This is a genomic window from Nitrospinota bacterium, assembly GCA_035528715.1.
Classification (GTDB): Bacteria; JADFOP01; JADFOP01; order DATKYB01; family DATKYB01; genus DATKYB01.
This window is the reverse complement of sequence record DATKYB010000150.1, coordinates 1-24,493: the sequence shown is the minus strand read 5'-3', so window position 1 is coordinate 24,493 and position 24,493 is coordinate 1. Positions and strand designations below refer to the sequence as shown.

Sequence of the window (24,493 nt, the reverse complement as noted above, 5' to 3'; positions counted from 1 at the left end):
ATTGGGATCGATACCTGCTCTTTTAAGAATCATGTCCAACTGGTTCGTATCAAGAATGTGCCTTGCCCTTTTCAGATTGTTCCTCAGGGTCTTTCTCTTATAAGATAGCGAGGCCTTAACCAGATTGAAAAAGAGCTTTTCATCCCTAACCAATACCTTCGGTCTTTTGAGAAAACTCAATTTGATAACAGAAGAATCTACCTTTGGCATAGGAAAAAAGGAGTCTTTTTTAACGGAAAAACATATATCGATATCAGTATGATACTGAGCGATAATCGAGAGAAAGCCGTAATTCCTGGTTCCATGCGAGGCGTTTATCCTCTCTGCAATCTCCTTTTGAAACATCAATATCATCTCGGTTATTTTTCCATTGTATCCTAACAACTTTATCATGATTTGTGTTGAGATGGAGTAGGGAAGATTTGAAACCACTTTATAGGGTTTTTTTAGGGAAGTATAATCAAAATTTAGGGCATCTTGACAGATTAGCTCAACATTTTTATTACCCTTTAATATCACGCTTAGAACATCAAACAATCTTTTATCCGATTCAATGGCGATAACCTCTTTAACCCTTTTAGCCAATGGAAGCGTCAAGGCACCCAAGCCAGCACCTATCTCTAATACAATATCATCTTTATTAAGAGAGGCACAATCGATGATCTTCTGTTGAATGAAATCATCGACTAGAAAATTTTGCCCGTAGCTCTTTTTGCACCTTAATCTGTATTTCTTTATAAGGGTTTTCGTCATGCTCAAAAGGTCTGATGATTTTTTGTAGTTTGTCACCAGCATCCCATCTCTTGAAAAATAATTTAGATAGACAAATAGATGTAAGTATGGTATTGAAAAAAACTCAAATATATTATAAATATATTATATATGAATTATAAATTAAAAATCCAATTATTTTATAGGAAGTGTTAAGCCATGAGTATAGAACTAGGGAAAAAGGTCTTAGAGATTGAAAGCAATGCTATTAAAGCTCTGATTAAGAGAATAGATGAAAACTTTTCTAAAGCAGTAGATCTGATCTGTGATTGTCAGGGAAGAGTTGTCGTTGCAGGCATGGGAAAATCTGGATTGATAGGTAAAAAGATAGCCTCAACCTTCGCAAGCGTAGGAACCCCTGCTCTCTTTTTGCATGCAGCAGAGGGAATCCATGGTGATCTCGGTATGATTGTAAAGGGAGATTTAGTGATCGCTATATCAAATAGTGGTGAAACAGAAGAAATCATCCAGCTTATTCCTAATCTCAAGAGATTCGACATTAAGTTAATCGGAATTACTGGAAATATTAATTCTACATTGGCTAAACGAAGTGACATCATCTTAGATGTTTCCGTGAAAGAAGAGGCGTGTCCTCTCGGTCTTGTTCCGACAGCAAGCACAACCGCCACCCTGGCTATGGGAGATGCATTGGCTGTGGCCATTATCCAAAAGAAGGGATTTAAAAAGGAAGACTTCGCCATTTTTCATCCCGGAGGAAGCCTGGGGAAGAAGCTTCTTACCACAGTAGGAGATTTGATGCACACCGGTAATGCAATTCCCATCGTGAAGGAAAGTACATTATTGAAGGATATTATTTTTGAAATCTCATCTAAGAGATTAGGGGTAACCAGTGTGGTCAATCATTCAAACGAACTCTTGGGAATTATAACAGATGGAGACTTAAGAAGATTAATGGAAAAAAAGATAGATAATCATATCTTCGATATTAAGGCTTCTGATTTTATGTCTGTTAATCCCAAGACAGTAGAGAAGGATGCACTGGCGAGCAAGGCGCTGCAGATTATGGAGAAATATTCAATCACTTCTATATTAATTGTTAATGATAAAAAGAAACCAGAGGGAATAGTCCATATCCACGATGTCTTAAAGTTAGGGATCGTTTAATTTATGAATGAAGAAAGGGCAAAAAAGATAAAGCTTTTTATCATGGATGTTGATGGTGTACTAACGGATGGGAGAATTATCTATGGTGATGATGGGACAGAGTATAAATCCTTTGATGTGAGAGATGGCCATGCAATAAAATTAGCGAAGAGGGCTGGACTTAAGATAGCAATCATTTCAGGAAGGAGTTCTGACATCATTTTAAGGAGGGTAAAAGAACTAGGGATTGACCTTCTCTATCAAGATGTCCACGATAAAATTGAGGTTTATGAAAAAATCTTAAAAGAGAACAATCTAAAAGATGAGGAGGTTGCGTATATAGGAGATGACCTTGTTGATTTGCCTGTCTTAAGAAGGGTGGGTTTATCTATTGCTGTAGAAGATGCGATTCCTCAAGTTAAGGAGGAGGTTTCACTGATAACAAAAAGCCCTGGAGGACGCGGAGCGGTTAGAGAAGCGATAGAATTTATCCTTATTTCAAAAGGGCTTTGGGAAGATGTTATAAAAAAATATTATTAAAACATTTAAAGTTAATTGTTCTGATTCATCAATAGAGAAACCTTTGAAAATTAAAAAGAGAAATTGAAAGAACAAAATGAAATCTCACGAGATAAGACAGAAATTTTTAGAATTTTTTGAATCCAATGGTCACAAAATTGTCCCCAGCTCTTCGTTAGTCCCTAAGGATGATCCTACACTCCTTTTTACGAATGCTGGCATGGTCCAATTCAAGAATGTCTTTATTGGTGTAGAAAAAAGGGATTATAAAAGAGCTGCTTCTTCTCAAAAGTGTGTAAGAGCCGGTGGAAAGCATAACGATCTTGAGACGGTTGGTAAGACTGCCCGTCATCATACCTTCTTTGAAATGTTAGGGAACTTTTCCTTTGGGGATTATTTCAAAAAGGAAGCCATTAAATTCGCATGGGAGTTCTTAACCGATATCTTAGCCCTCCCAAAAGAAAAACTCTGGGTTACGATATATAAAAATGATGATGAGGCCTTCAATATCTGGAATAAAGAGATGGGGGTTGAAAAAAAGCGCATTGTAAGACTTGGAGAAAAGGACAATTTTTGGGCTATGGGTGAAATCGGTCCATGTGGGCCATGCTCAGAGATCATTATTGATCAGGGAGAGGAGGTTGGGTGTAAAAGGCCTCAATGTAACGTTGAATGTGAATGCGATCGATATGTTGAATTGTGGAACCTTGTCTTTACACAGTATAATAAAAATAGTGATGGTAAACTCACTCCCCTTCCTAAACCCAATATAGATACAGGCATGGGTCTGGAGAGACTTGCTGCTGTCGTTCAAGGTGTAAAGAGCAATTTTGATACTGATTTACTCCGACCCATTATTCAATCCATAGAATCATTGTCAAAAAAAGAATATGGGATAAAAAAAGAACTCGATATCTCTTTCAGAGTTATTTCTGACCACATACGAGCAATCGTTTTTCTTCTTTGTGACGGTGTACTCCCTTCTAATGAGGGAAGAGGTTATGTCCTAAGAAGGATTATAAGAAGGGCTGTTCGCCATGGAAAACTTCTGGGAATAGATAAACCTTTTTTGAATGACCTAGAAAAGAAGGTCTTGGATATTATGAAAAAACCATATCCAGAACTTTTGGATGCAAAAGACTATGTGATTCGTGTAACCCTAAATGAAGAAGAGACATTTGCAACCACCCTTGAATACGGTACCAATATGCTGGAAAAGATTATTGATGATGCGAAGTCCAAGAAAAGATCAGTGATATCTGGAGCTGATATATTTAAGCTTTATGATACCTATGGTTTTCCTGTGGATTTAACAAAAGACATTGCCGAAGAAAACGGCCTTTCTCTTGATGAAGATGGTTTTAAAAAAGAAATGGAAAAGCAGCGTAAGCGGGCCAGGGATTTCTGGAAGGGCTCGGGAGAAAAAGAGATCAGCCCTTTGTATAACCAGCTAAGCAATAATTTAAAAAATACGGAATTTGTCGGATATGACGTTTTGGAGACAGATTCAAAGATACTGGCAATTATAAAAGGAGAAAAAACTGTTGAAACTGCTAAAGAGGGAGACAATGTTGAAATCGTTCTCAATAAGACCCCCTTTTATGGAGAGGCAGGAGGGCAGGTAGGTGATACAGGGAAATTATACAATGAAGAAGTCAATGTTGAAATAACGGATACAAAAATTCCCGTACCCGGACTCTCTATTCATAGAGGCCGTGTTAAAAAAGGAAGCTTAAAAAAAGCGGATATTGTTACAGCCAAAATTGATAAAGAAAGGCGTCAGGCCACTGCTCTCAATCATTCCGCAACCCATATATTACAGGCTGTCCTTCGGGAAGTCCTCGGAGAGCATGTAAAACAATCCGGCTCCCTTGTCGCTCCTGATCGTTTGAGATTTGACTATACCCATTTCTCAAAGTTAACCAAAAAAGAGATTGACAGGATTGAAAAGCTTGTCAATGAAAAGATTATAAGCAATTCAAAAGTTGAAAAGAAAATTTTGCCACTGAACGAGGCCTTAAATGAGGGAGCCATTGCATTATTTGGAGAAAAATATGGAGAAGAAGTAAGGGTAGTAAAAACCGGCGACTTGAGCACTGAATTATGTGGAGGAACTCATATTAATGCCACCGGAGAGATCGGACTATTTAAGATCATCAGTGAGGGTGGTATTGCTTCTGGTGTGCGAAGAATAGAAGCCGTAACAGGCCTGGGAGCCTATGAATATATCAAAAGAGAAGAAGAAGTCCTCCATGAGATTGAAGAGATTCTGAAGGCAAAACCTTTTGAGGAATCACAAAAGGTCAAAAGGCTGGCTGAGTATTCAAAAGAGCTTGAAAAAGAGGTGAGAACCTTAAAAGAGAGATTAACCAAAGGTGAGGCTTTTGACCTTGAATCTAAGATCAAGCTCGTTGATGGTATAAAGGTATTGGCAACTAAAGTAGAACCATTAGATATACCAGCCTTAAGAAATTTCCTTGATAACTGTAAAGAGAGAATAAGATCAGGAGTTGTTGTGATCGCAACGATAACGGATAATAAGGTTGTTATCCTTACAGGAGTTACAAAAGACCTGATATCTCGCTTGAATGCCGGGCGTATTATCAATGATGTAGCTGCTATTGTCGGTGGAAAGGGTGGAGGAAGACCTGATATGGCCCAAGCTGGTGGTAAAGACCCTAGTAAATTAAAAGATGCGTTAAACAGTGTCCATAAAATCGTTAAGAAACATCTCAGTCTTAACAAAAATAACTAACCTTCAACCTATCTAAAAATCAAGATCTTAATTCAACATGATGAGATTAAAAACATATAGCTACATAGGTCTTTTTATCCTTATTGTCTCAGAAATCCTCATGTTTATGGAAATTCAGCCTATAGCCACATGGTTTACTCCTCTGGCATGGTATGGGTATATATTTTTTATTGATGGGATTATCTTCAGGTTAAAAGGAAGTTCTCTTATATCCTCTAGAAGGAAAGAATTTCTATTCATGCTTCCATTGTCTGTGGTATTTTGGCTTATCTTTGAATACTATAACCTGCTGTTAAAGGGGTGGTATTATATAAATTTACCCCATCCTTTATGGTTAAGATATATAGGTTATGCCGTCGCCTTTTCAACCATAATGCCGGGACTTTTTGAAACAGCTGAGCTTTTGCAGTGCTTTCTCAAGTTCAAAAATCTTCAATTTAAAAAAATAAAGATTACAAAAAACCTTCTTTATATATCTATGGTTTTAGGCACACTCTTTTTAGCCTTTCCAATCATATACCCCTCTCCCTATCTCTGGGCATTTGTCTGGTGTGGTTTTGTATTTCTTTTAGAGCCGATAAATTACCTGAGAGGAAACCCTTCCCTTTTTAGAGACATTGAGGATGGAAATATAGAAATCATTTTATCCCTTCTTATCGGAGGTTATCTATGTGGTTTTCTCTGGGAGTTCTGGAATTACTGGGCATATACCAAATGGATATATACTGTTCCCATTACTGAAAACATCAAGATATTTGAAATGCCCCTTTTAGGATTTCTCGGCTTTGGTCCTTTTTGTCTTGAATACTATGTAATGTATTATTTTATTAAGGGATTAAAGCCGATTAAAACCTAGATAAAACAAAAGATGAGAAGGCCTTGAGGACTTAAATTAACATTGACATTTCTTATAACCTTGATATTATAATTTTTTTAAATAATTAAATTAAAACTGAGATAAAAAATTATGCCTCAATTTAGTCTTGTCAATATAGGTGGTAACTTTCAGGGAAATGTCGCTGATATGGTTATGCAATCTGGACCAGTAGCCAAGTTTGTCCTTTTAGTCCTTCTTATATTTTCTATTGTTTCGTGGACTATTATAGCCCAAAAATATCGAATCTTAAGAAAAGCAAAAAAAGAATCCAAGAAATTCTTCAATATATTTACAGAAAACTTAAACCTCACCACAGCATTTATTGAAAGTAAAAACTTAAGATACAGTCCTGTTGCAAAGGTTTTTATTGCAGGATATAAAGAAATAAGGGCACAACAAAAAATCTTAAAATCCCTTGACTCTTCTCAGGACCAATCTAAAAGATTAAATTATCTGTCAGAAAGGATTAGTGGATTAACCAGAACCCTATCAAAAACAATTGCTGAAGAAACGGCAAATTTAGAAAGGACCTTAATTTTCCTTGCTACAACAGGGAGTACGACACCGTTCATTGGTCTTTTTGGAACCGTTTGGGGTGTTATGAATGCTTTTAGAGGTATAGGAATGAGAGGCTCTACAAGTATTGGGGTTGTAGCTCCTGGTATTGCAGAGGCACTTATTGCTACTGCGGCAGGGCTTGCTGTAGCTATCCCTGCAGTGATTGGTTATAACTATTTTGTAAATAGGGTAAGAGTGTTAGCAACGGAGATGAATAATTTCTCATCAGAATTGATTGACCTAATGGAAAAGAATTTAATTAAAACATAAAAATAATGCCATCTGATAAAAAAGATACAACAACCCTTTCAGAAATTAATGTAACGCCCTTAGTTGATGTATTTTTGGTGTTAATGATTATCTTTATGGTTACAGCACCTATGCTCCAGCAGGGAGTTGATGTGCAATTGCCGAGAGAAAGCGCGATTAATATTGAGGCGCAAGAGAGAGATATCGTCACCATTACAAAAGATAAGAGGATCTACCTCAATAATAGAAGAATTACCCTCTCTGATTTATCAGAAAAGCTAAAACAAAAAGCGGTTTTAGATAAAGGAAAGGAGGTATTTTTAAGGGCTGATAAGAATGTTCCTTATGGTTTTGTTGTAAAGGTGATGGCGAACATAAAAAGGGCTGGGATTGAAAAGCTGGGGATGGTTACTGAACCAGCAGAAGGGTAAAGGAGGATTTTTTTGCAGAACGAAGAGTATCCGTCATATCCTGTCTATACCAAGAAAGCCATTCTCATTTCGACTCTATTCCATATTGTTATTCTTTTCATTTTTTTCCTCTCCCCCTACTTCATCAATGGCAATGTTTTAAGACAAAAAGCATACATAGTTAATTTAGTAGAGCTTCCAGGAGATAGGGTGGGAAAAATAAAAACCGGTCCAGAGGAGGCCGTTCCCCCCTTAAAAAAGAAAGAGATCACAACAAAAAAGGCCAAAATAATCCAGAAAAAGCCATTAATGACCTTGCCATCAAAAAAAAAGGTCCTTGCTAAAGAGAAAGTTGTATCAGAAAAAGAGACGATTGCCAAACCAAAAGAAGCAGCGGATTCGAAGACTCCAATAACCACTGCAAAAGAAACACCCGTGAGTGTAACTGCCGGTCAAGGAGCCGTCTCATTAGATTCACCCGTTTTCCCTTATCTCTATTATTTAAAAATATTAGAAAATAAAATTTATGAGAATTGGAATCCGCCTCTTGAAGAAGATTCAGTATCTGGAAAACTGAATAGTGTTGTCATATTTTTTAAGATCTTAAAAAATGGGGAGATCGTTAGCCCTCATGTTGAAAAAAGCTCGGGTGTATCATTCTATGATCAATCTGCCCTCAGAGCAGTCATCTTGGCAAATCCACTTCCTCCGCTACCTTTGGAATTCGAAGAGGAATTTTTAGGAGTCCATATGGGTTTTAAACAAACCAATAAAGGATAGTTATCGATGAAAAAAGGTTTTTTGTTCTTTTTTTTGACTTTTTTCTGTTTAGGCTCTCTTACCTCAACCTATGCTCAAACAGAAGTATATTTGGATATTTACCGAAGAGGTGGAAAAAAGATAGAGATTGCCGTTCCAGACTTCTCTCCAGAAAATGTGTCTGATAAAGCAAAACACCTATCAAAAACAATGGCAGATATACTTAAAGATGACCTGAAAGTATATGGATTTTTTAATCTTATTGAAAATCCCCAATTCCTCAAAGAGATTAGTGATATCGACAATAAAGAAGGAAGGATTGTTTTTAAGGAGTGGTCTCTATTGGGAGCTGATGCGTTGGTAAAAGGAAGCTATTCTATCCAGGACAATAGCCTGACAATTGAATCTCGATTATTTGATGTTATCAGAGGAAAACAGATAACGGGGAAAAAATATTCTGGGTCAAAGGAGACCTTGAGAAAAATGATTCATAGATTTTCTGATGAAATTGTTTATCGGTTCACAGGAGAAAAAGGAATAGCTCAAACGAAGATTGCCCTTGAATCAAAATACGAAGGTCATAAAGAAATATATATTATGGATTATGACGGATATAATATCCAGCGTATAACAGGAGGTCGTTCTCTATTATTATCTCCAGAATGGTCACCTGATGGGAAAAAAATTCTTTTTACCTTTTACAGAGACAACAATCCGGATCTTTATATTAAAGATCTCACAAAAGGAGATGAAAAGCCTTTTTCTCTTTATCCTGGTCTCAATATATCTCCTGCGTGGTCACCTGATGGTAAAAAGTTGTCTCTTGTTCTTAGTAAAGATGGGAATCCTGAAATTTATACAATGAATAGTGATGGGAGTAACTTACAAAGACTGACCAATAACAGAGCCATCGATTCTTCTCCCTGCTGGTCACCTAATGGAAGACAGATTGCCTTTACCTCTGATAGAAGTGGGAGTCCACAAATATACGTTATGGATTCTGAAGGGACCAATTTAAGACGACTGACTTATGAGGGAAGTTTTAATGACCAACCTGCGTGGTCTCCTAAAGGAGATAAAATTGCATTTGTCTCCAAAAGAGAGGGTTTATTTAATATATATGTTATGAGTGTTGATGGAAGAAGTATACGTCAGTTAACATCTCATTCAAGAAGTAATGAAAGTCCAGTATGGTCACCAGATGGCAGATTAATAGCATTTAGCTCAACCAGAAAAGGTAAAGTTCAAATATTTTTTATGAATGCGAATGGTACCAATCAAAAGGCATTGACATCCCTCAAAGGAGGGGGATATAATCCTGCTTGGGGACCCAGAACTGATTAAACATAAGAAAGGAGGTGATATCTTTGATGAGGACTTTTACACGTTATTCGATTATTTTTGGAATTATCATATTACTGGGGGTCTTTACTGGATGTGCTAAAAAAGCCCCTATTGCTCCTCCACCAGCTCCTGCACCTGAAGTAAAACCCACACCACCTCCTCCACCTGTCCCAGAAGAAAAGCCAGAGATAAAGGTAGTAGAAGTGAAAGAACTTCCTGTAGAGGCCACTGCCAGAGGTCTAGAGTTTGAATTTAGTGCAAATATCAACGATATTTTCTTTGATTTTGATAAATCTCGTATAACTGATGAGTCAAAAGAGATGCTGGAAAGGAATGCTGAGTGGCTCAAAGAGAATCCAAATGTGAAGGTGATGATCGAAGGCCATTGTGACGAAAGGGGAACAATTGAATATAATCTAGCCCTTGGAGAAAGAAGGGCGTTAAGCACTCGAAATTATCTCGCAGCTCTTGGAATAGACCCTTCTCGCATCTTTACAATAAGCTATGGCGAAGAAAGGCCCTTTGAATTAGGTCATGATGAAGACGCATGGGCTAAAAATAGAAGAGCTCATTTTACAATACAAAAGTGAAAAGGATTATTATCTGTTGAGGACCTTAACCTTTGTTAAGGTCCTCTTCCGCTCTAATCAAGAAAAGGAAAAGATCCTGATAAAAAGAAAATTTGAAATTTATAAAATTTCATGCATTATTATTCTAACCTTATTTTTAGTAGGATGTGTTCCAACAGAAGACTCTGTGAGTATACAAAATGATCTCTTAACGATTAAACATCAGTTAAAGTCTCTACAGACCAGCGTTGATATGACGAAAACTTCAGAGTCCAAGAGTGAGATTACGAAAATAAGGCGGGATCTAGAAGCCATAAAGAAGAACCAAGCAGACATAAAGGCTGATATCGGAGAACTCACAGAAAATAATCAGGTCTTTAATTCTAAATTGGACGAATTTAATTTTAGAATAACACAGCTTTCACAAGAGATTGATCTGATACAGGTGAGACTATCCCATCAAATCAAAGATTCAAGATCTCAAATACCAGAAGATAAGGCAGGCAAGGACGTTATTGCTATTTTAGACCCTGCTGACATATATCGAACCTCTTATAATGATTATCTGAAGGGTAATTATGACCTTGCCATATCTGGTTTCCAGGAATATTTAAAAAAGTTTTCCGGTTCTGAAATGGCAGGAAATGCTCAATATTGGATTGGAGAATCTTATTATAGTCTAAAAGATTTTGGAAAGGCTTTAGAGGAATTTGATAAATTAATTAACAATTATCCAAAAAGTAATAAAGTCCCCAGTGCTCTCTTAAAAAAAGCTTATAGCTATATTGAACTAAAGAGAACAAACGATGCTAAGGAGCAATTGAAAGATTTAATAAAAAGTTTTCCTCTTACTGCAGAAGCAAAACTTGCCGAGGGGAAATTAAAGTTCTTAGAAAAAGACTAATGGAGGACATCTTCTATATCCTTAAAAGAGATGTCGCCTTCTCTGATTAATAACAAATGATTCTCGCTTATATCAATAATAGTTGATCCCCGGCTATTCTTTAACGTCCCCCCATCTAAAATGAGGTCTATTCGGTTTCCCCATTCCCTCATTATATCTAAGGCATTAGTAAGAATTTGTTTTCCTGATATATTTGCACTGGTTGATGTTATAGGAAAATTGGCTCTCAGCGATAGATTTCTTGCTACAATATGGCTAGAAATTCGGATACCAATCTTTCCCGTGTCACCCAATAAGATATCTGGCAATTTAGGGGATGCTCTCAATACAATCGTCAAGGGACCAGGCCAAAATCTATCAATCAATTTTTCTAAATGTAAAGGGGGTCTTTCTATCAGTTCGAAAAGCTGATCTCTATCTCCAATGATTACCAAAATTGGTTTTTTTAATGATCTCCCTTTGATTTCAAATATCTTCTTTACAGCTTTTTCATCATAGGCATTTGCTCCGAGTCCATAGTAAGTCTCAGTAGGATAGGCTACAATTCCTCCTTTCACAATCACTTCTACGCCTTGCTCAATTGCATCAAGATCTTTATTTAGATCTGATTCAACTTTTAATATTCGGCTCATGCTTTTTACTTGGGTTTTAGGCTATTTGCTTTCAACTCTACTTCTTTAGCCAATTTCTTTTTATACTTCTTAAGCCTTTCCGCTATTTTGGGATCCCTAAGAGAAAGTATCTGTGCAGCAAATATACCTGCGTTTTTTGCACCCGCCTTTCCTACAGACATAGAAGCAACAGGGACACCACCAGGCATCTGAACCGTGGATAGCAAAGAATCAAAGCCCTGAAGCGGTGAGGAATCAATCGGTATGCCGATTACAGGAAGGGTTGTCTCCGCTGCAATAAAACCTGCGAGATGGGCTGCTGCTCCAGCACCTATAATAAGTATTTTGAACCCTCTCTTTTTAGCATTTCGTGCATAGTCAATAGTTCTCTTAGGAGACCTATGAGCAGAAGAGATTGTCAAGTCATATCCTATTTTAAAAAAATCTAATATCTTTGTGGTTTCCTTTATTACAGGGAGATCAGATTCGCTTCCAATAACTATTCCTACTGGTTTATTCATATTTATCTCTCCTCAATGTTTTTAAGAACACACTTTTAAGAATATGATTAAATATCACTGACTTATCAGTTTGTCAAGACGTTATCGATATCGTTAGCCAAAATGCTTTGAATTTTTTGCAGTTCTGCAATAACATTCACCAGCTATTCTGATGATTTATTCTGAAATAAAATTTCTAGTTCATTGCCGGTCTTAACTTTCTCAACCTCAATTTCCAAACAGGGACGAAGAAATTCTTTCTTCCAGACATCATCAACAATAATATAGTAAAAAGCACTCCTTGGTGATAGAAGGGCTTTCCTCGGTATCCCAGCTTCTGTGATTGGCTTTTCATAACCAATGATGGTTCCCTTTGGTATCCATGCTACTCCAATAATTTTACCAAGTTGTCTTCCTCTAAGATGAGGCGGACTGTCTGAACCATGATATGCTGTTTTCTCTACGTTTTTACAGTAAAAAATGTCAGGGTTAGGACAGAGATTCTCCCAGTCCTTCTCATCTGTTGCAAAAGATAATGGGGATAAAAAAGACAAAATAATAAAACAAGTAAGAATTTTAAACATCATTATAAATAACCTCTTCTTAGTATCCAATTGCACAGCCGTCTTTTCTGTAGTCCGAGCCTCCAAGAAGAACATTACTTTTCGGATCAATGATAATGGCTTGGGCCCCACCAAATCCGCCAAGACCTGTTTGTTCAGCAGGAATAATCTCATGCCCCATTTTGATTAATTCTTTCCTTGTCTCTTCAAGAATAGCATCCTCAAGGCATACCTTTTTCCCTTTTATATGACGAAATCGTGCTGCATCAACCGCCTCCTGTGCATTCATATTGAAATCGACATTATTTATGACGACCTGAACATGACCTTGAGGCTGCATATCTGCACCCATCACACCAAAGGACATATAGGGCTTGCCATCTTTAAACATCATGGCCGGTATATTGGTGTGAAAGGGTCTCTTATGCGGCTCAATGCAGTTAAAATGGCCCTCTTCTAAAGTGAATCCAGATGCCCTTGCCTGAAGGCATATGCCTGTCCCGCCTACAGTTACACCAGAGCCAAATTTTTGAAAGAGACTGTTTATATAGGATACGACGTTACCTTCCCTATCCACAACTGTAAGATAAATCGTATCTTTGGATGGGGGAATGCCTGGTTCAAATCCTTCTGAACCCCTTTTTGTATCTATCAACCTTCTTCTCTCCTCAGCATATTCCTTTGATAAGAGCCACTTCTCAGGTATATCGGCAAATTCAGGGTCTGCAATATATTTATTCCTGTCTGCAAAGGCAAGCTTCTTGGCCTCTATGAGGATATGGAGGAATTCAGCAGAGTTGTGACCAAGTGATTTCAGATCAAATCCTTCGATGATATTGAGCATCATAAGAGGGGTTAATCCCTGAGTATTGGCAGAGATCTCATAGATATCGAATCCCCTGTAATTTGTCTTTACCGGCTCAACCCATGTTGAGGTGTGATCCTGAAAATCCTTTAGGGAAAGAAGTCCTCCATTCTTCTCGGAGAATTTAACGATCGCCTCGGCTATCTCACCCTTATAAAAGATTTCAGGTCCGTGCTTGGCAATCTTCTTTAAGGTATGGGCAAGGTCTTTTTGAACAAAGATCTCTCCAGCAGAAGGCGCCTTGCCATCCTTAAGATAGGTCTTCTTGGAATCAGGATGCTTTAAGAGGAGCTCTTCGTTTTCCTTCCATTCCTGTGCAATAATCTCGGTTACTGGAAACCCTTCTTCAGCATAATGGATGGCAGGCTCAAAAACCTTAGCAAGGCTCATGGTTCCATATTTTTCTAACGCCAACGCCCAGGCATCTACAGTACCCGGAACAGAAATAGCCAGCATGCCGTGATTGGGAACCTTATCAAGCCCTTTTTTAATAAAATAGTCCCTCGTAGCTTCATAGGGAGCACGGCCCGTTCCATTAAGTCCCTTGAGCTCCTTTGTCCTTGAGAGGTAGATCAGCATATAAAGGTCTCCGCCGATTCCTGTTGCCATAGGCTCAACAACATTCATTGCCGCAGCGCTACAAATCGAAGCATCAATGGCATTTCCTCCTTGCTGGAGAATCTGAATCCCTGCCTGGACTGCAAGGGGCTGGCTTGTTGCCGCCATCCCCTTTTTCGCCATGACAACAGAGCGGCCTGTGGAAGAAAGCATTTGAAAGGTTCCTTAGATTGTCTTAATTATTGGTGCCGAAGGGGGGACTCGAACCCCCACGGGTCTCCCCACCACCCCCTCAAGATGGCGTGTCTACCAGTTCCACCACTTCGGCATTTAAGGTTTGAAATTGATTTATTTATAATGGATTAGTCTTTTTATGTCAATATGAAAAATTATGTAAGGATTTGTCAATAAGTGGAGGTCGTAGTTTATCAAATAAGTTGGCAAAAATAGAATAGGATTCTATCATGAGCTTTTTTGCTATTTCACTTTTTGCTTTTCATAAAAGCCTTCTGTGTTATATTAAAAGAAAATACTCTAGAAAGCGGCGAGTGATCAACAATGAATGCTCTTCATTCAGCTAAAAACTCAGCAGAAACATTCATAATGAATCATGAGAAACATATTATTATTTTACTTGTTATTCTTGCTGCAGTTCGGATTTTTCTTTTCAACGCAGCGTTTCCTTTCTTCAACAACGTAGACGAACAGCTTCATTTCGATATGGTTTATAAATATTCCATAGGAGAAATTCCTAAAAAAGAGGAGGTAGACTACAGTCCAGGCAGTATAAAACTTATCATTTTGTATGAAACAAGGGAATATCTACACAAGCCTGAAAAGTTTCGCGGGGGACAGTTTCCTCCTCCTATCTGGAACTATCCTTTTGTAACAGAATCGCGTTATTTCTCGTCCCGGGCTAAATATTGGGAGAGGCAACAAAACCACGAGGCCTCGGCTTTCCCGCTTCCGTATTTTCTTGAGGCACAGTGGTTCAAAATAGGAAAAGCTGTCGGCATGGAAGGGGGATACCTTCTCTACTGGCTGCGTTTTCTGAATATCCCTGTCTTTGCTCTTCTCATCTGGCTTTCCTGGATCACGGCTAAAGAGTTCTTCCCTGACGAGCCTTTGATGTGGATGGGAGTCCCCCTTATCCTAGCCTTTTTCCCGCAGGATCTTTTCTATGCCGTTACGAACGATACCTTTTCCGCTCTCTTTTGCGGACTCGCTTTTTTCCTTCTTATCCAGATCTATTTTAAAGAGAGGTCGTCTCTTTATCATGCCATTGCCGGCTTGTCTGTTGCCGCGGCATTTATGTCCAAGATTTCCAATATTGCTTTGCCTGTTCTTTTTTTCGTTATCATATTTCTTAAAGGAAAAAGACTGCTCGTTGCGAAAAGATTCAGAGAATACCTTTCCCGGTTCATTATTCTTCTTTTATGTATCGGTATACCGGTCGGGATTTTGTTTCTAAGAAACTATCTTGTTTTTGGCGGTCTCATGCAAAATAACGAGTTCATAAAATATTTGGGCTGGACTCCAAAGCCTTTTGGTGAGATGTGGAATCATCCGATTTTCACCCTGAAGGGACTGTCTTTTTTCCTTGCCGAGCTGACAAAGAGCTTCTGGCGGGGGGAGTTTGACTGGCACGGAGAGGCACTGGCATATCGCTGGTCAGATATTCTCTATGTGTTCACTACATTCCTTTTTCTCTCTGTATCTCTCTATTCGCTTTTCTCAAAGAAAAGAGAAGAGCAATATGAAAAACGCTTTGTTCTCTTTATGAGCTTTTTTGCCTTACTGGTCTCTGTTCTTTTTCTCGCCTTTCTCTCGATTCGTTTCGATTTCGGCAAAAGCTTCTATCCCACAAGGGAATTACCCTATTTTTTATCGGGCCGCCTGATATCAGGAGTTATCATACCTTTTCTCATTCTTTATATCTACGGGATAAGAACGCTGTTCTTGAAAATAAACAGGTACTGTCACCCTCTTTTTGTCGTTCTTCTTATTGTGATTCTCATATCCTTGTCCGAGATATCCCTGACACTGCCGGTATTTAAAAGCGAATTCAACTGGTTTCATCTTCGTCTCTTTTAGTCTGTTAAAAATTATTTATCAGAACTTTCTTTGCAGGACATAATCCCTCTCCCCCTTTCAGCCATTCACCAACCAAGCGAGAAAACCATAAAAAAAGCAACTGGGGGCGTCCTTCTTTTTTACGTCTTTTTCTTGGACGAACAAGAAAAGGACGAACCGACGCTGTTATATACCGTTAAGAAAATCAGAGGGGCGTCCTTTTTTGGGTAAGCAAAAAATGAACGGGTCTGTAATCCCGCGTAGAGGGTATCCCGAAGCCCTTGCCAAATGCGACTCTTTCTTTTTGCACCGGCGTTTCCTCTCTGCTTCGGATTCATCAACCCGAAAAGCCTGTTCTGATATCTCTTCCCATTCGTGGAGGTTGTAGATACAGCCCGGATCGCCGGCAATCAGATCTTTGGTGTAAGCGAGGGCTCGTGCGCGGCATCTCTCGCAAAACTGAAGGAAGTCATAAACTCCGCAGTAGTCATCTCGAGTAGCGGCACCGAAAAGGAAGGAATGAAATTCTCAAAATCAAAAATTTTTTTAGCGATTTTGGCTATAAAACATTGACAACTAATCAGAAACTTGGTATCTGTTAATCTTTGTTTCGCTTGGGCAACCGCTTTGACATCAATAAAAACTTTTATAAGAGGAGTTTAAAATGAAGCAGCTGAGTCTTTGTATTTTCTGTGCGCTACTATTTATCTCATGTTTATCCAATCCACCATACCAATTTGATAATTTCGCACTCTATCCGGTTTCTGCGAAAAAACCTCTAAAAGAGGCCGGAGAAATCCTGTCTGAGCTCGGATATCCTATAAAATCTGTTAACTACGAAATGGGTGAACTTAAGACAGACTGGCATAAGTTTGTCATCGATAAGGGAGCCCTCAGTATCCCTTTGAATATGCGCACGCAGGTAGTTATTAACCCTAGGGATGATGGTTCTTTAAAACTGAGTTTCTCCGCACAGTCAACATACGGAACTGTTTCGAGCGAAAAAAATTATCAGCCCATACCCCCTAACATGGAAGACGAAGTTAATGATTCAAAGGCAGAATATAAACGTGTGAGGGAGGCCTTATCTAAGAAGTTTAGTATTAAGGTTGTTCCTCATAGGTTATAAGATTTTAGATGTAGTAAATCCTGATTGATTTGATAAATAACAAATCTCTTCATTATATCTTTAGCCTTGGATCAAGGGCATCCCGAAGCCCCTCTCCAAAGAGGTTAAAGGCAAGGACGGTTATGAGGATAGCAAAACCTGGAAATACGGTCAGCCACCAGGCGTCAAATATGTAAAGCCTTCCTTCAGATAATATATTTCCCCATGTTGGCTGGGGAGGCTGCACACCAAATCCTAAAAAACTAAGACCTGCTTCTGTTAATATGGCCCCAGCAATTCCTAGGGTGGCAGATACGAGTACAGGAGCCATGGCATTGGGAAGCATATGGAGAAATATTATTCTTGGACTTTTTGCTCCTAAGGCTTTTGTTGCCTGTATAAAATCCCTCTCTTTGAGGGATAAAAATTCTGCCCTGACAAACCTTGCTGTCCCTGTCCATCCTGTAAGACCGATAACGATCATCACATTCCAGAAACTCGGTTTTAAGAGCGCAACAACAGTTAAGATCAAGAAAAAGCTTGGGAAGGAGATAACGACATCAACAAACCTCATTAAAAGGCTGTCTACCCAGCCACCAAAAAAACCAGCAAGGCTTCCTACAAGTATACCTATGGTAATGGATATTCCTACAGCCACGAATCCAACTAGCAATGATATCCTCGCCCCATGAAGCATTCTTGAAAGAACATCGCGACCTAGCTGATCTGTGCCAAAGGGGTATTCCCATGAAGGACCCTGTAATTTTGCCGAGAGATTCGTAGCATTTGGATCATAAGGAAAATAAAATCCTTTTGTGGAAAGCGCCCAAAATAAAAAGGCTACAATAAATAAAAAGATGATAAAATACATCCCCCATATAGCCATTCTGTTTCTTACAAACTGTTTTTTGAATTCATTCAAAGGGCTGTATTTTTTTTCGTCTTTATTATTCATAGTTGTATCCTTGGGTCGACCCATGCATAAAGAAGGTCTGCAATGAGATTGCCTAACAATACCAAGACCGCTGCAATAGAATTTAATGTCATTATTGTTGGATAATCTCTAGATAATACCGATTGATAGCTGAGCTGTCCTATTCCTGGCCAGGCAAAGATGGATTCAATAATTACAGAACCTCCAATAAGGCTTGGGATTAAGAGGCCAAATATGGTAATGATAGGAAGAAGGGCATTTCGCAAGGCATGGCGATATTTTACATCCTCTTCACTCAGACCCTTTGCCCTTGCCGTTGTAATATAATCTTGCCTTGAGACCTCCAGCATGCTTCCCCTCATGTATCTGGAAAGAGAGGCAATTCCTCCAACTGCCAGAATTAAAGAGGGGAAAAAGAGATGCCATGCCCTATCAAATAAATTAGCTGTCATACTCAACTCGACTAACCCGAAGGTTCTCGCGCCAAGCACAGGCCATCCAAATACCTGAACAACGAGGAGAATTAACATGTAGGCCAACCAGAAGCTGGGCATTGAAATCCCCACAAAGGCAAAAAAAGTAGCTGTATGGTCTGCAAGGGAGTACTGTTTCGTAGCAGAGAATATCCCTAAAGGGATGGCAATCGAAAATATGATTATGGTAGAAACGATATTTAGGAGAATAGTGGCTGGGAGTCTCTCAAATATCTTTTTCAATACGGGTCTGCCATCCTTAAAAGACTTCAACTCTCCAGAGAAGAGGTCTTTTAGCCACATTCCATACTGAACATGATAGGGTTTATCAAGATGGAAGTTCTTTTCCCACTGTTCAACAACCTTTTGAGGAACCTTTGGGTCCAGGGCTTGGCCTATGGGAGACCCCGGAGCTATATGCACCATAAGAAAGGTGATAACGGTTATCCCAAAAATAACAGGTATTGATTGGATAATTCTTCTTATTGTATAAATCAGCATAAATAAAGCCTCTTACTCATGAAGTAATCATAGGACCTGTCCTGAACCAATAGTTTAAAAAATAGAGGAGACCATTTTTGGTCATCTTGATATCTTCAATCATCTCTCTCCCTGAAGGGTCTATCCTTTTTATCTTGAAAGCTCCATGGTGAAGGGTAGAAGAGCCTTCTCCGACATATAAAAATATATAGGGCTGGTCACGGTTAATCAGTTCATGGATCTTAAAATATATCTCTTTCCTCTTTTCCCTGTCATATTCTGTTCTTCCTTCTTCTATGAGCCTGTCTACAAGAGGATTTTTGTATCCTATAAAATTAAATCCTTTATCTGTCTGGCTTGAATGCCAAAGCTCATATATATCTGGGTCAAGGCTCAAACCCCATCCCAGAACACAGGCATCAAAATCTCTGGCATTAATCTTGTCTCTAATAAAGACCGCCCACTCAAAAAGGGATATCTCAACATCGATGCCGATCTTTTTTAACTGCCTTTGAACAAGGACAGCAACATTTTTCCTGAGTTCATTCCCATTGTTGGTTATGAGGGTAAACCGAAAAGGCTTTCCATTCTTATCTAAAATCCCGTCTTCATCTCTGTCAATCCATCCTGCCTCTTTAAGGAGTTTTTTTGCCTTTTCTGGATCGTATTTTAGGGGTTCTATTTTTGTATTGGCGTACCACATCTGGGGAGGAAAGGGTCCTGTTGATATAACCCCAAGACCATAGAGGAGATACTTGACAATCTCCTCTCTGTTAATGGCGTGGGTGAGGGCCCTTCTTACCTTTACATTCTTAAAGAGTTCTAAGCGGTTGTTCCATCCTATATAGCTATACCCATTACCCAGCCTTTTATAGGTATCGAACTTCTTATTTTCTGAAATCCTCCTATACTGATGGGGCTGAGGTCCATAGAGATCTATCCCTTCTGTCTGAAACTCCAGTTCCAATAAGGGTGGTTCAGGAATAATCCTGTAAGATATCTGATCCAGTTTTGGCCTCCCTTCAAAATAGTCTTTATTAGCGACTAATGTTATCTTTTCATCAGAAATCCACTCTTTAAATTTAAAGGGCCCTGTTCCTATCGGGTTTCTATTAAAGGATGAGGTGTTGATATCCTCTTTTTCTAAAAGGTGTTTTGGTATCATTCCCATTGTCCAGCTTTCAAGGCTTGGAGAAAAGGGTCTTTTGTAAATTACCTTGATTTCATAAGGATTGATTATCTTCAGTTTCTTAACCAGTTCAAATTGTGGCCTCCTGACTGTATTAGTTCTCTCATCCATTATCTTATCATAGGTAAACTTGACATCCTCTGCGCTAAATTCTTGTCCATCATGCCATTTAACCCCTTTTCTTAGATAAAAGGTGATAATAGGATAGTTTTCAATATAGACCTCTTCTGTTTTCATCACTCTTCCTAATAGGCCTTTATCTTTCTTTCTTTTCCTTGACAATAAACTATCTATTCTTTTCTTTAATGCATCTCCATTTCCTAAAAATTTAATGACCAAAAGATCGGAATTCTCAACAGAATATTCAAGGATATCTTCTTTTTTAGGGGGGTTCGTTTTTAGATCTGATTTCAAGCTCTCGAGAAACTTCCGCGCATTATAATCCTTCTTTTTTGTATCAAGGCCGAGATAAAGAAACCTAACGGGTTCTATCCTCTCTTTAGATATTATCTTATATATTTCTTTCTCATATAGTCTTCCTGCAGTTTTAAGCCTTATTTCTACTGAATATCTATCTCTGGTTTTAAAACCAGCTATTTTTAGGCTCCCCTTTTTTTCACTACCTATCTTTCGATTCAAAAGATTAACCGCCTCTTTTGAGGTGATACCTGACTTTTTCTTCAAGTAAAAAGTAGATACCTGCTCCGTCTCCCAATGAGTAGCGAGGTCTCCAATCAGAACCTGGTTTTCATTGTATTTCAACAATCCATTGAAAACAAAACCATTAATATCGCTTGAAGCAGAGTCAAGGGAAAGAATCGGATTGAGTTTTTCAGCATCCCCAATAGAACTCAATATCAGCTGATTCACCTTTTTATCAAAATTCTGGTGGGCAATGGAAAAGGAGAGGAGAAAAAATATTAAGATTCCAAAAGGCAGGGTGAAAAGAATCCTTTTTATAAACATATATCTCTAAAAAATTCCTCTAACAAAAATTGTTTCTTTAAAAATATCAAAGGAAAGGTTCGGGGAAGTTCTTATCTTAATTTAAAAATTTGGTTTTGTTAATACAAGGTTAAAAACTACTTAATTGGAGGAGGAGCACCTTTTTGGGTTTCCGGTAAAGGATTAATCGGTTCAGGGATTGATGGAGCCTGTTGTGTTGTATTGGGAGGAATCTTGCCTGTTACTATTGATGAAGTGCTCTTTTTAGCAGAGATGATCGCTATAGACAATGATGTCAACATGAACGTAATAGCAACCACTGTAGTAACTTTAGAAAGAAACCCTGCTGGTCCTGAACTTCCAAAAAGGGTTTGGCTTCCTGCGCCTCCAAAGATAGCTCCCATAGAAGCACCCTTTCCCCCTGACTGTAACAAGACAACCACTATTAATAAAATTGCAAAGATTATATGTATTACTATCAAAGCGAGATACATGAGTTTACTCCTAAAGCACTATAAGTCATTTAAATTTTACAATTCGTTCAAAATCACCCACCTTTAAACTGGCTCCTCCAACCAGAGCACCATCTATATCTTCTTTTGCCATTAATTCATCGATGTTATCAGGTTTTACACTTCCACCATAAAGAATTCTTATTGTCGATAAAATACCATTACCATAAATCTTTTTCAAGGTTTTCTTGATAAAAGAATGAACTTCATTAGCCTGTTCGGGTGTGGCTGTCTTTCCAGTTCCAATAGCCCAAACGGGCTCATAAGCTATGATGATCTTTTGTATCTCGTCAGATGAGAAATCCTTTAAACCTTCTCTGATCTGGACGTCAATGATATTAAAGGTCTTATTTGCCTCTCTCTCTTCTAAAGATTCTCCGATACAAACCAGGGGCAACAATCCATTCTTTAATGCGGCCTTAACCTTCAAATTCACTGTATCATTGGTCTCTCCAAAATACTGCCTTCTCTCTGAATGACCAATAATGACATGACTGCATCCCACACTCTTTATCATCCCAGGAGAAATCTCTCCTGTATAGGCACCCTCATTTTCCCAGAATAGATTCTGGGCCCCTAAAAGAAGATTTGTTCCTTTGATTATTTCACTAATGGATTGGAGAGCTATATAAGGTGGAACCAAGAGTATGTCCCTATCCGTAACATCCTTAAGCCTATTTCTTAGCTCTGAGACAAATGTAACTGCCTCTTCTAATGTTTTGTTCATCTTCCAATTTCCAGCAATAAGTGGTTTTTTCATAAGCCTATAGTGGGAAATAAATTAAAAATTATTTTTTTTATTCTTTTTTATCATTTAATGAAGAAACACCAGGGAGTTCCTTACCCTCTAATAATTGTAAAAAGGCCCCTCCTCCAGTAGAAATATAGGATATTTTATCAGATTCCCCTGCTCTTTCAATGGCCACATCAGTATCTCCCCCTCCAACAATGGTAAGGGCATAAGAATTAGCTATAGCATGAACCATAGCATATGTGCCCCTGCTAAAAGCATCCATCTCAAAAGCACCCATTGGGCCGTTCCATATTATCGTCTTTGCATTCTGTAAAGCCTCGGAGAATAAAGTCGTAGTTGCCGGACCAATATCCAAAGCAATCCAATCAGAGGGTATCTCTTGGTAAGGAACAACCTTTGTCTCGGCTTTGGCATCAAACCTTTCTGCTACAACAAAATCCATAGGCAAATAAAATTTAACGTTCTTTTCCTCGGCCTTTTTTCTTGTGTTGATTACCTCATCTAACATTTTATCTTCTACCAAAGACTTGCCTACCTCAATACCTATGGACTTGAGGAAGGTAAAGGCCATGCCGCCACCTATGAGGACTTTGTCAACCTTTTCCACTAAGTTCGATATGACACCAATCTTGCCTGAGACCTTTGCCCCTCCTAAGAGAGCAACAAAGGGCCTTATGGGATTTGACAAGGACTTATTGAAATAACCTATTTCTTTTTTTACCAAGAATCCCATAACAGCAAAGGGAAGATGTTTTGTGATTCCATTCGTTGAGGCATGATTCCTGTGGGAGTTTCCAAAGGCATCATTCACATATACATCTGCTAGTTTTGCTAGGGCTTTTGCAAATTCCGGGTCATTATCCTCTTCTCCCTTATGAAATCTTAGATTCTCTAATAAGAGAACATCTCCCTTTTTCAAGCCTTCAACAAGTCTCTCCGTCTCAGGACCTATACAGTCCTCAGCCATCATTACATTATTATTTAAAAGTCTCCTTAGCCTTTCAAGAACTAAGTTCAGGCTGAGATTGGGCACGACTTTGCCTTTCGGCCTTCCTAAATGAGACCCTAAAATAACCTTAGCACCCCTATCAATTGCATAATTTATTGTTGGGATAACTGCCCTTAATCGTCTATCATCGGAAATATTACCATATTCATCTAATGGAACATTAAAATCAACCCTGATAAATACCCTTTTATCCTTTATATCTATGTCTTCAATGGAAAGTTTTTTCATAGAATATTTTTTCTGTTTTGTATGAGGTTAGAGACACTATCTTTTCATGATATACACTAACAAATCTCTAATTCTGCAGGAATAACCCCATTCATTGTCATACCATGCAAGAACCTTAACCATCTTGTCCCCTATAACTCGTGTAGAGGGACCATCCACGATGGCTGAGTGGGAATTGCCATTAAAATCGATAGATACCAATGGAATATCACAATAATCTAATATACCTTTGAGTTCACCCTTTGCAGCATCCTTCATGGCACCATTTACCCTTTCAACGTCCACTTCTTTTTCCAATTCTGCCACGAGATCGACAACAGAGACATTAGGTATAGGCACTCTAATAGCCATACCATCCAACTTACCCTTTAACTCAGGGAGAACCAGATTTATTGCTGAAGCAGCACCAGTGCTTGTAGGGATCATTGAGACGGCAGCAGCCCTTGCTCTTCGCAGGTCTTTGTGAGGTAAATCGAGTGTCCTCTGGTCATTGGTATAGGCATGGGTCGTGGTCATAAGTCCTTTTACAATCCCAAAATTTCTTAACAGGACTTTAGCAACAGGCGCCAAACAATTGGTCGTACATGAAGCATTGGATATGATATGATGTTTATCAGGGTCATAATCCTTTTCATTAACTCCTAATACGATGGTTATATCTGGATTGCTGGCAGGGGCTGAGATAATCACCTTTTTAGCCCCGGCTTCAAGGTGTTTTGAAGCACTTTCTCTATCTGTAAAGAGACCCGTAGATTCTAATACTACATGCACACCGAGATCTTTCCAGGGAAGGGCAGAAGGATCTTTAATGGCCAGCACCTTCACTTCTTTACCATTTACTATGAGGCTATCCTTCCTTGGCTCTATATCTC

At 38.6% G+C, this 24,493-nt stretch carries 25 protein-coding genes and 1 tRNA gene; 12 read left to right on the top strand and 14 right to left on the bottom strand.

Features of this window, described 5'->3' with window-relative positions:
• Positions 1-789 (bottom strand): 16S rRNA (adenine(1518)-N(6)/adenine(1519)-N(6))-dimethyltransferase RsmA (rsmA, locus tag VMW81_10510; protein ID HUU51371.1); only part of this gene is annotated, 789 nt, incomplete at its 3' end.
• 141 nt (positions 790-930) lie between these two features.
• On the opposite strand from rsmA, the gene VMW81_10505 reads away from it, so the two are divergent.
• From VMW81_10505 to ybgF, 10 genes are all read left to right on the top strand, one after another.
• The gene (locus VMW81_10505; protein ID HUU51370.1) at positions 931-1,896 is read left to right on the top strand and encodes a KpsF/GutQ family sugar-phosphate isomerase; all 966 of its coding nucleotides are present in this window, start codon (positions 931-933) and stop codon (positions 1,894-1,896) included.
• Positions 1,897-1,899: 3 nt separating this feature from the next.
• Positions 1,900-2,415 carry an HAD-IIIA family hydrolase gene (locus tag VMW81_10500; GenBank protein ID HUU51369.1) on the top strand — a complete coding sequence of 172 codons (516 nt, stop codon included), beginning with the start codon at positions 1,900-1,902 and terminating at the stop codon, positions 2,413-2,415.
• A 76-nt stretch (positions 2,416-2,491) separates the two neighbouring features.
• On the top strand, positions 2,492-5,149 hold the full coding sequence (gene alaS, locus VMW81_10495) for an alanine--tRNA ligase (GenBank protein ID HUU51368.1): 2,658 nt from the start codon (positions 2,492-2,494) through the stop codon (positions 5,147-5,149).
• A gap of 37 nt (positions 5,150-5,186) precedes the next feature.
• Positions 5,187-6,005: a hypothetical protein gene (locus tag VMW81_10490; protein HUU51367.1), complete on the top strand. Its 819-nt coding sequence runs from the start codon at positions 5,187-5,189 to the stop codon at positions 6,003-6,005.
• A 111-nt stretch (positions 6,006-6,116) separates the two neighbouring features.
• Positions 6,117-6,854, top strand: a complete 738-nt coding sequence (gene tolQ, locus VMW81_10485) for a protein TolQ (protein ID HUU51366.1) — start codon at positions 6,117-6,119, stop codon at positions 6,852-6,854.
• Between the two features lie 5 nt (positions 6,855-6,859).
• A complete protein-coding gene (locus VMW81_10480; GenBank protein ID HUU51365.1) occupies positions 6,860-7,264 on the top strand; it encodes an ExbD/TolR family protein in 405 nt (134 codons plus the stop codon).
• A 12-nt stretch (positions 7,265-7,276) separates the two neighbouring features.
• A complete protein-coding gene (locus VMW81_10475) occupies positions 7,277-8,023 on the top strand; it encodes a TonB family protein (GenBank protein HUU51364.1) in 747 nt (248 codons plus the stop codon).
• Between the two features lie 6 nt (positions 8,024-8,029).
• Positions 8,030-9,346 (top strand): Tol-Pal system beta propeller repeat protein TolB, encoded by a 1,317-nt coding sequence (gene tolB / locus VMW81_10470; GenBank protein ID HUU51363.1) that lies wholly within the window; start codon positions 8,030-8,032, stop codon positions 9,344-9,346.
• A gap of 26 nt (positions 9,347-9,372) precedes the next feature.
• Entirely contained in the window at positions 9,373-9,936 is a 564-nt protein-coding gene (gene pal, locus VMW81_10465) for a peptidoglycan-associated lipoprotein Pal (protein ID HUU51362.1), read from the top strand.
• The gene (gene ybgF, locus VMW81_10460) at positions 9,881-10,819 is read left to right on the top strand and encodes a tol-pal system protein YbgF (GenBank protein HUU51361.1); all 939 of its coding nucleotides are present in this window, start codon (positions 9,881-9,883) and stop codon (positions 10,817-10,819) included. Before pal ends, ybgF begins: the two co-directional genes overlap by 56 nt.
• Here the strand turns inward: ybgF and VMW81_10455 are convergent.
• The 5 genes from VMW81_10455 to VMW81_10435 form a co-directional block, all read right to left on the bottom strand.
• A complete protein-coding gene (locus tag VMW81_10455; protein ID HUU51360.1) occupies positions 10,816-11,451 on the bottom strand; it encodes an L-threonylcarbamoyladenylate synthase in 636 nt (211 codons plus the stop codon). The two genes, ybgF and VMW81_10455, sit on opposite strands and share 4 nt — an antisense overlap.
• A gap of 5 nt (positions 11,452-11,456) precedes the next feature.
• On the bottom strand, positions 11,457-11,951 hold the full coding sequence (gene purE, locus VMW81_10450; GenBank protein HUU51359.1) for a 5-(carboxyamino)imidazole ribonucleotide mutase: 495 nt from the start codon (positions 11,949-11,951) through the stop codon (positions 11,457-11,459).
• Between the two features lie 143 nt (positions 11,952-12,094).
• Positions 12,095-12,517, bottom strand: coding sequence for a hypothetical protein (locus VMW81_10445; protein HUU51358.1), 423 nt, complete (start codon positions 12,515-12,517; stop codon positions 12,095-12,097).
• A gap of 16 nt (positions 12,518-12,533) precedes the next feature.
• Positions 12,534-14,129, bottom strand: coding sequence for a gamma-glutamyltransferase (ggt, locus tag VMW81_10440; GenBank protein ID HUU51357.1), 1,596 nt, complete (start codon positions 14,127-14,129; stop codon positions 12,534-12,536).
• A gap of 30 nt (positions 14,130-14,159) precedes the next feature.
• Positions 14,160-14,244: transfer RNA gene (locus VMW81_10435), tRNA-Leu, on the bottom strand.
• Positions 14,245-14,519: 275 nt separating this feature from the next.
• Here VMW81_10435 and VMW81_10430 point away from each other — a divergent pair.
• Positions 14,520-16,010, top strand: a complete 1,491-nt coding sequence (locus VMW81_10430) for a hypothetical protein (GenBank protein HUU51356.1) — start codon at positions 14,520-14,522, stop codon at positions 16,008-16,010.
• A gap of 119 nt (positions 16,011-16,129) precedes the next feature.
• Here VMW81_10430 and VMW81_10425 read toward each other — a convergent pair whose 3' ends face one another.
• Positions 16,130-16,399, bottom strand: a complete 270-nt coding sequence (locus VMW81_10425) for a hypothetical protein (protein ID HUU51355.1) — start codon at positions 16,397-16,399, stop codon at positions 16,130-16,132.
• 254 nt (positions 16,400-16,653) lie between these two features.
• On the opposite strand from VMW81_10425, the gene VMW81_10420 reads away from it, so the two are divergent.
• Positions 16,654-17,118: a hypothetical protein gene (locus tag VMW81_10420; protein ID HUU51354.1), complete on the top strand. Its 465-nt coding sequence runs from the start codon at positions 16,654-16,656 to the stop codon at positions 17,116-17,118.
• A gap of 52 nt (positions 17,119-17,170) precedes the next feature.
• Here VMW81_10420 and VMW81_10415 read toward each other — a convergent pair whose 3' ends face one another.
• From VMW81_10415 to gap, 7 genes are all read right to left on the bottom strand, one after another.
• Positions 17,171-18,052 carry an ABC transporter permease gene (locus VMW81_10415; protein ID HUU51353.1) on the bottom strand — a complete coding sequence of 294 codons (882 nt, stop codon included), beginning with the start codon at positions 18,050-18,052 and terminating at the stop codon, positions 17,171-17,173.
• Positions 18,049-19,005, bottom strand: a complete 957-nt coding sequence (locus VMW81_10410) for an ABC transporter permease (protein ID HUU51352.1) — start codon at positions 19,003-19,005, stop codon at positions 18,049-18,051. The genes VMW81_10415 and VMW81_10410 overlap by 4 nt, the downstream gene beginning before the upstream one ends.
• A 16-nt stretch (positions 19,006-19,021) precedes the next feature.
• Positions 19,022-21,139 carry a peptide-binding protein gene (locus VMW81_10405; GenBank protein HUU51351.1) on the bottom strand — a complete coding sequence of 706 codons (2,118 nt, stop codon included), beginning with the start codon at positions 21,137-21,139 and terminating at the stop codon, positions 19,022-19,024.
• A gap of 116 nt (positions 21,140-21,255) precedes the next feature.
• A complete protein-coding gene (secG, locus tag VMW81_10400; protein HUU51350.1) occupies positions 21,256-21,612 on the bottom strand; it encodes a preprotein translocase subunit SecG in 357 nt (118 codons plus the stop codon).
• A 25-nt stretch (positions 21,613-21,637) separates the two neighbouring features.
• On the bottom strand, positions 21,638-22,390 hold the full coding sequence (gene tpiA / locus VMW81_10395) for a triose-phosphate isomerase (GenBank protein ID HUU51349.1): 753 nt from the start codon (positions 22,388-22,390) through the stop codon (positions 21,638-21,640).
• Positions 22,391-22,427: 37 nt separating this feature from the next.
• Positions 22,428-23,621: a phosphoglycerate kinase gene (locus tag VMW81_10390; protein ID HUU51348.1), complete on the bottom strand. Its 1,194-nt coding sequence runs from the start codon at positions 23,619-23,621 to the stop codon at positions 22,428-22,430.
• A gap of 36 nt (positions 23,622-23,657) precedes the next feature.
• The coding region (gap, locus tag VMW81_10385) for a type I glyceraldehyde-3-phosphate dehydrogenase (protein ID HUU51347.1) at positions 23,658-24,493 on the bottom strand (836 nt) is incomplete at its 5' end.

Coding starts and splice junctions, on each gene's coding strand:
- VMW81_10505 (HUU51370.1), top strand. CDS start 931: ATGAGTATAGAACTAGGGAAAAAGGTCTTAGAGATTGAAAGCAATGCT.
- VMW81_10500 (HUU51369.1), top strand. CDS start 1,900: ATGAATGAAGAAAGGGCAAAAAAGATAAAGCTTTTTATCATGGATGTT.
- alaS (HUU51368.1), top strand. CDS start 2,492: ATGAAATCTCACGAGATAAGACAGAAATTTTTAGAATTTTTTGAATCC.
- VMW81_10490 (HUU51367.1), top strand. CDS start 5,187: ATGATGAGATTAAAAACATATAGCTACATAGGTCTTTTTATCCTTATT.
- tolQ (HUU51366.1), top strand. CDS start 6,117: ATGCCTCAATTTAGTCTTGTCAATATAGGTGGTAACTTTCAGGGAAAT.
- VMW81_10480 (HUU51365.1), top strand. CDS start 6,860: ATGCCATCTGATAAAAAAGATACAACAACCCTTTCAGAAATTAATGTA.
- tolB (HUU51363.1), top strand. CDS start 8,030: ATGAAAAAAGGTTTTTTGTTCTTTTTTTTGACTTTTTTCTGTTTAGGC.
- pal (HUU51362.1), top strand. CDS start 9,373: ATGAGGACTTTTACACGTTATTCGATTATTTTTGGAATTATCATATTA.
- ybgF (HUU51361.1), top strand. CDS start 9,881: ATGATGAAGACGCATGGGCTAAAAATAGAAGAGCTCATTTTACAATAC.
- VMW81_10455 (HUU51360.1), bottom strand. CDS start 11,451: ATGAGCCGAATATTAAAAGTTGAATCAGATCTAAATAAAGATCTTGAT.
- purE (HUU51359.1), bottom strand. CDS start 11,951: ATGAATAAACCAGTAGGAATAGTTATTGGAAGCGAATCTGATCTCCCT.
- VMW81_10445 (HUU51358.1), bottom strand. CDS start 12,517: ATGATGTTTAAAATTCTTACTTGTTTTATTATTTTGTCTTTTTTATCC.
- ggt (HUU51357.1), bottom strand. CDS start 14,129: ATGCTTTCTTCCACAGGCCGCTCTGTTGTCATGGCGAAAAAGGGGATG.
- VMW81_10430 (HUU51356.1), top strand. CDS start 14,520: ATGAATCATGAGAAACATATTATTATTTTACTTGTTATTCTTGCTGCA.
- VMW81_10420 (HUU51354.1), top strand. CDS start 16,654: ATGAAGCAGCTGAGTCTTTGTATTTTCTGTGCGCTACTATTTATCTCA.
- VMW81_10415 (HUU51353.1), bottom strand. CDS start 18,052: ATGAATAATAAAGACGAAAAAAAATACAGCCCTTTGAATGAATTCAAA.
- VMW81_10410 (HUU51352.1), bottom strand. CDS start 19,005: ATGCTGATTTATACAATAAGAAGAATTATCCAATCAATACCTGTTATT.
- VMW81_10405 (HUU51351.1), bottom strand. CDS start 21,139: ATGTTTATAAAAAGGATTCTTTTCACCCTGCCTTTTGGAATCTTAATA.
- secG (HUU51350.1), bottom strand. CDS start 21,612: ATGTATCTCGCTTTGATAGTAATACATATAATCTTTGCAATTTTATTA.
- tpiA (HUU51349.1), bottom strand. CDS start 22,390: ATGAAAAAACCACTTATTGCTGGAAATTGGAAGATGAACAAAACATTA.
- VMW81_10390 (HUU51348.1), bottom strand. CDS start 23,621: ATGAAAAAACTTTCCATTGAAGACATAGATATAAAGGATAAAAGGGTA.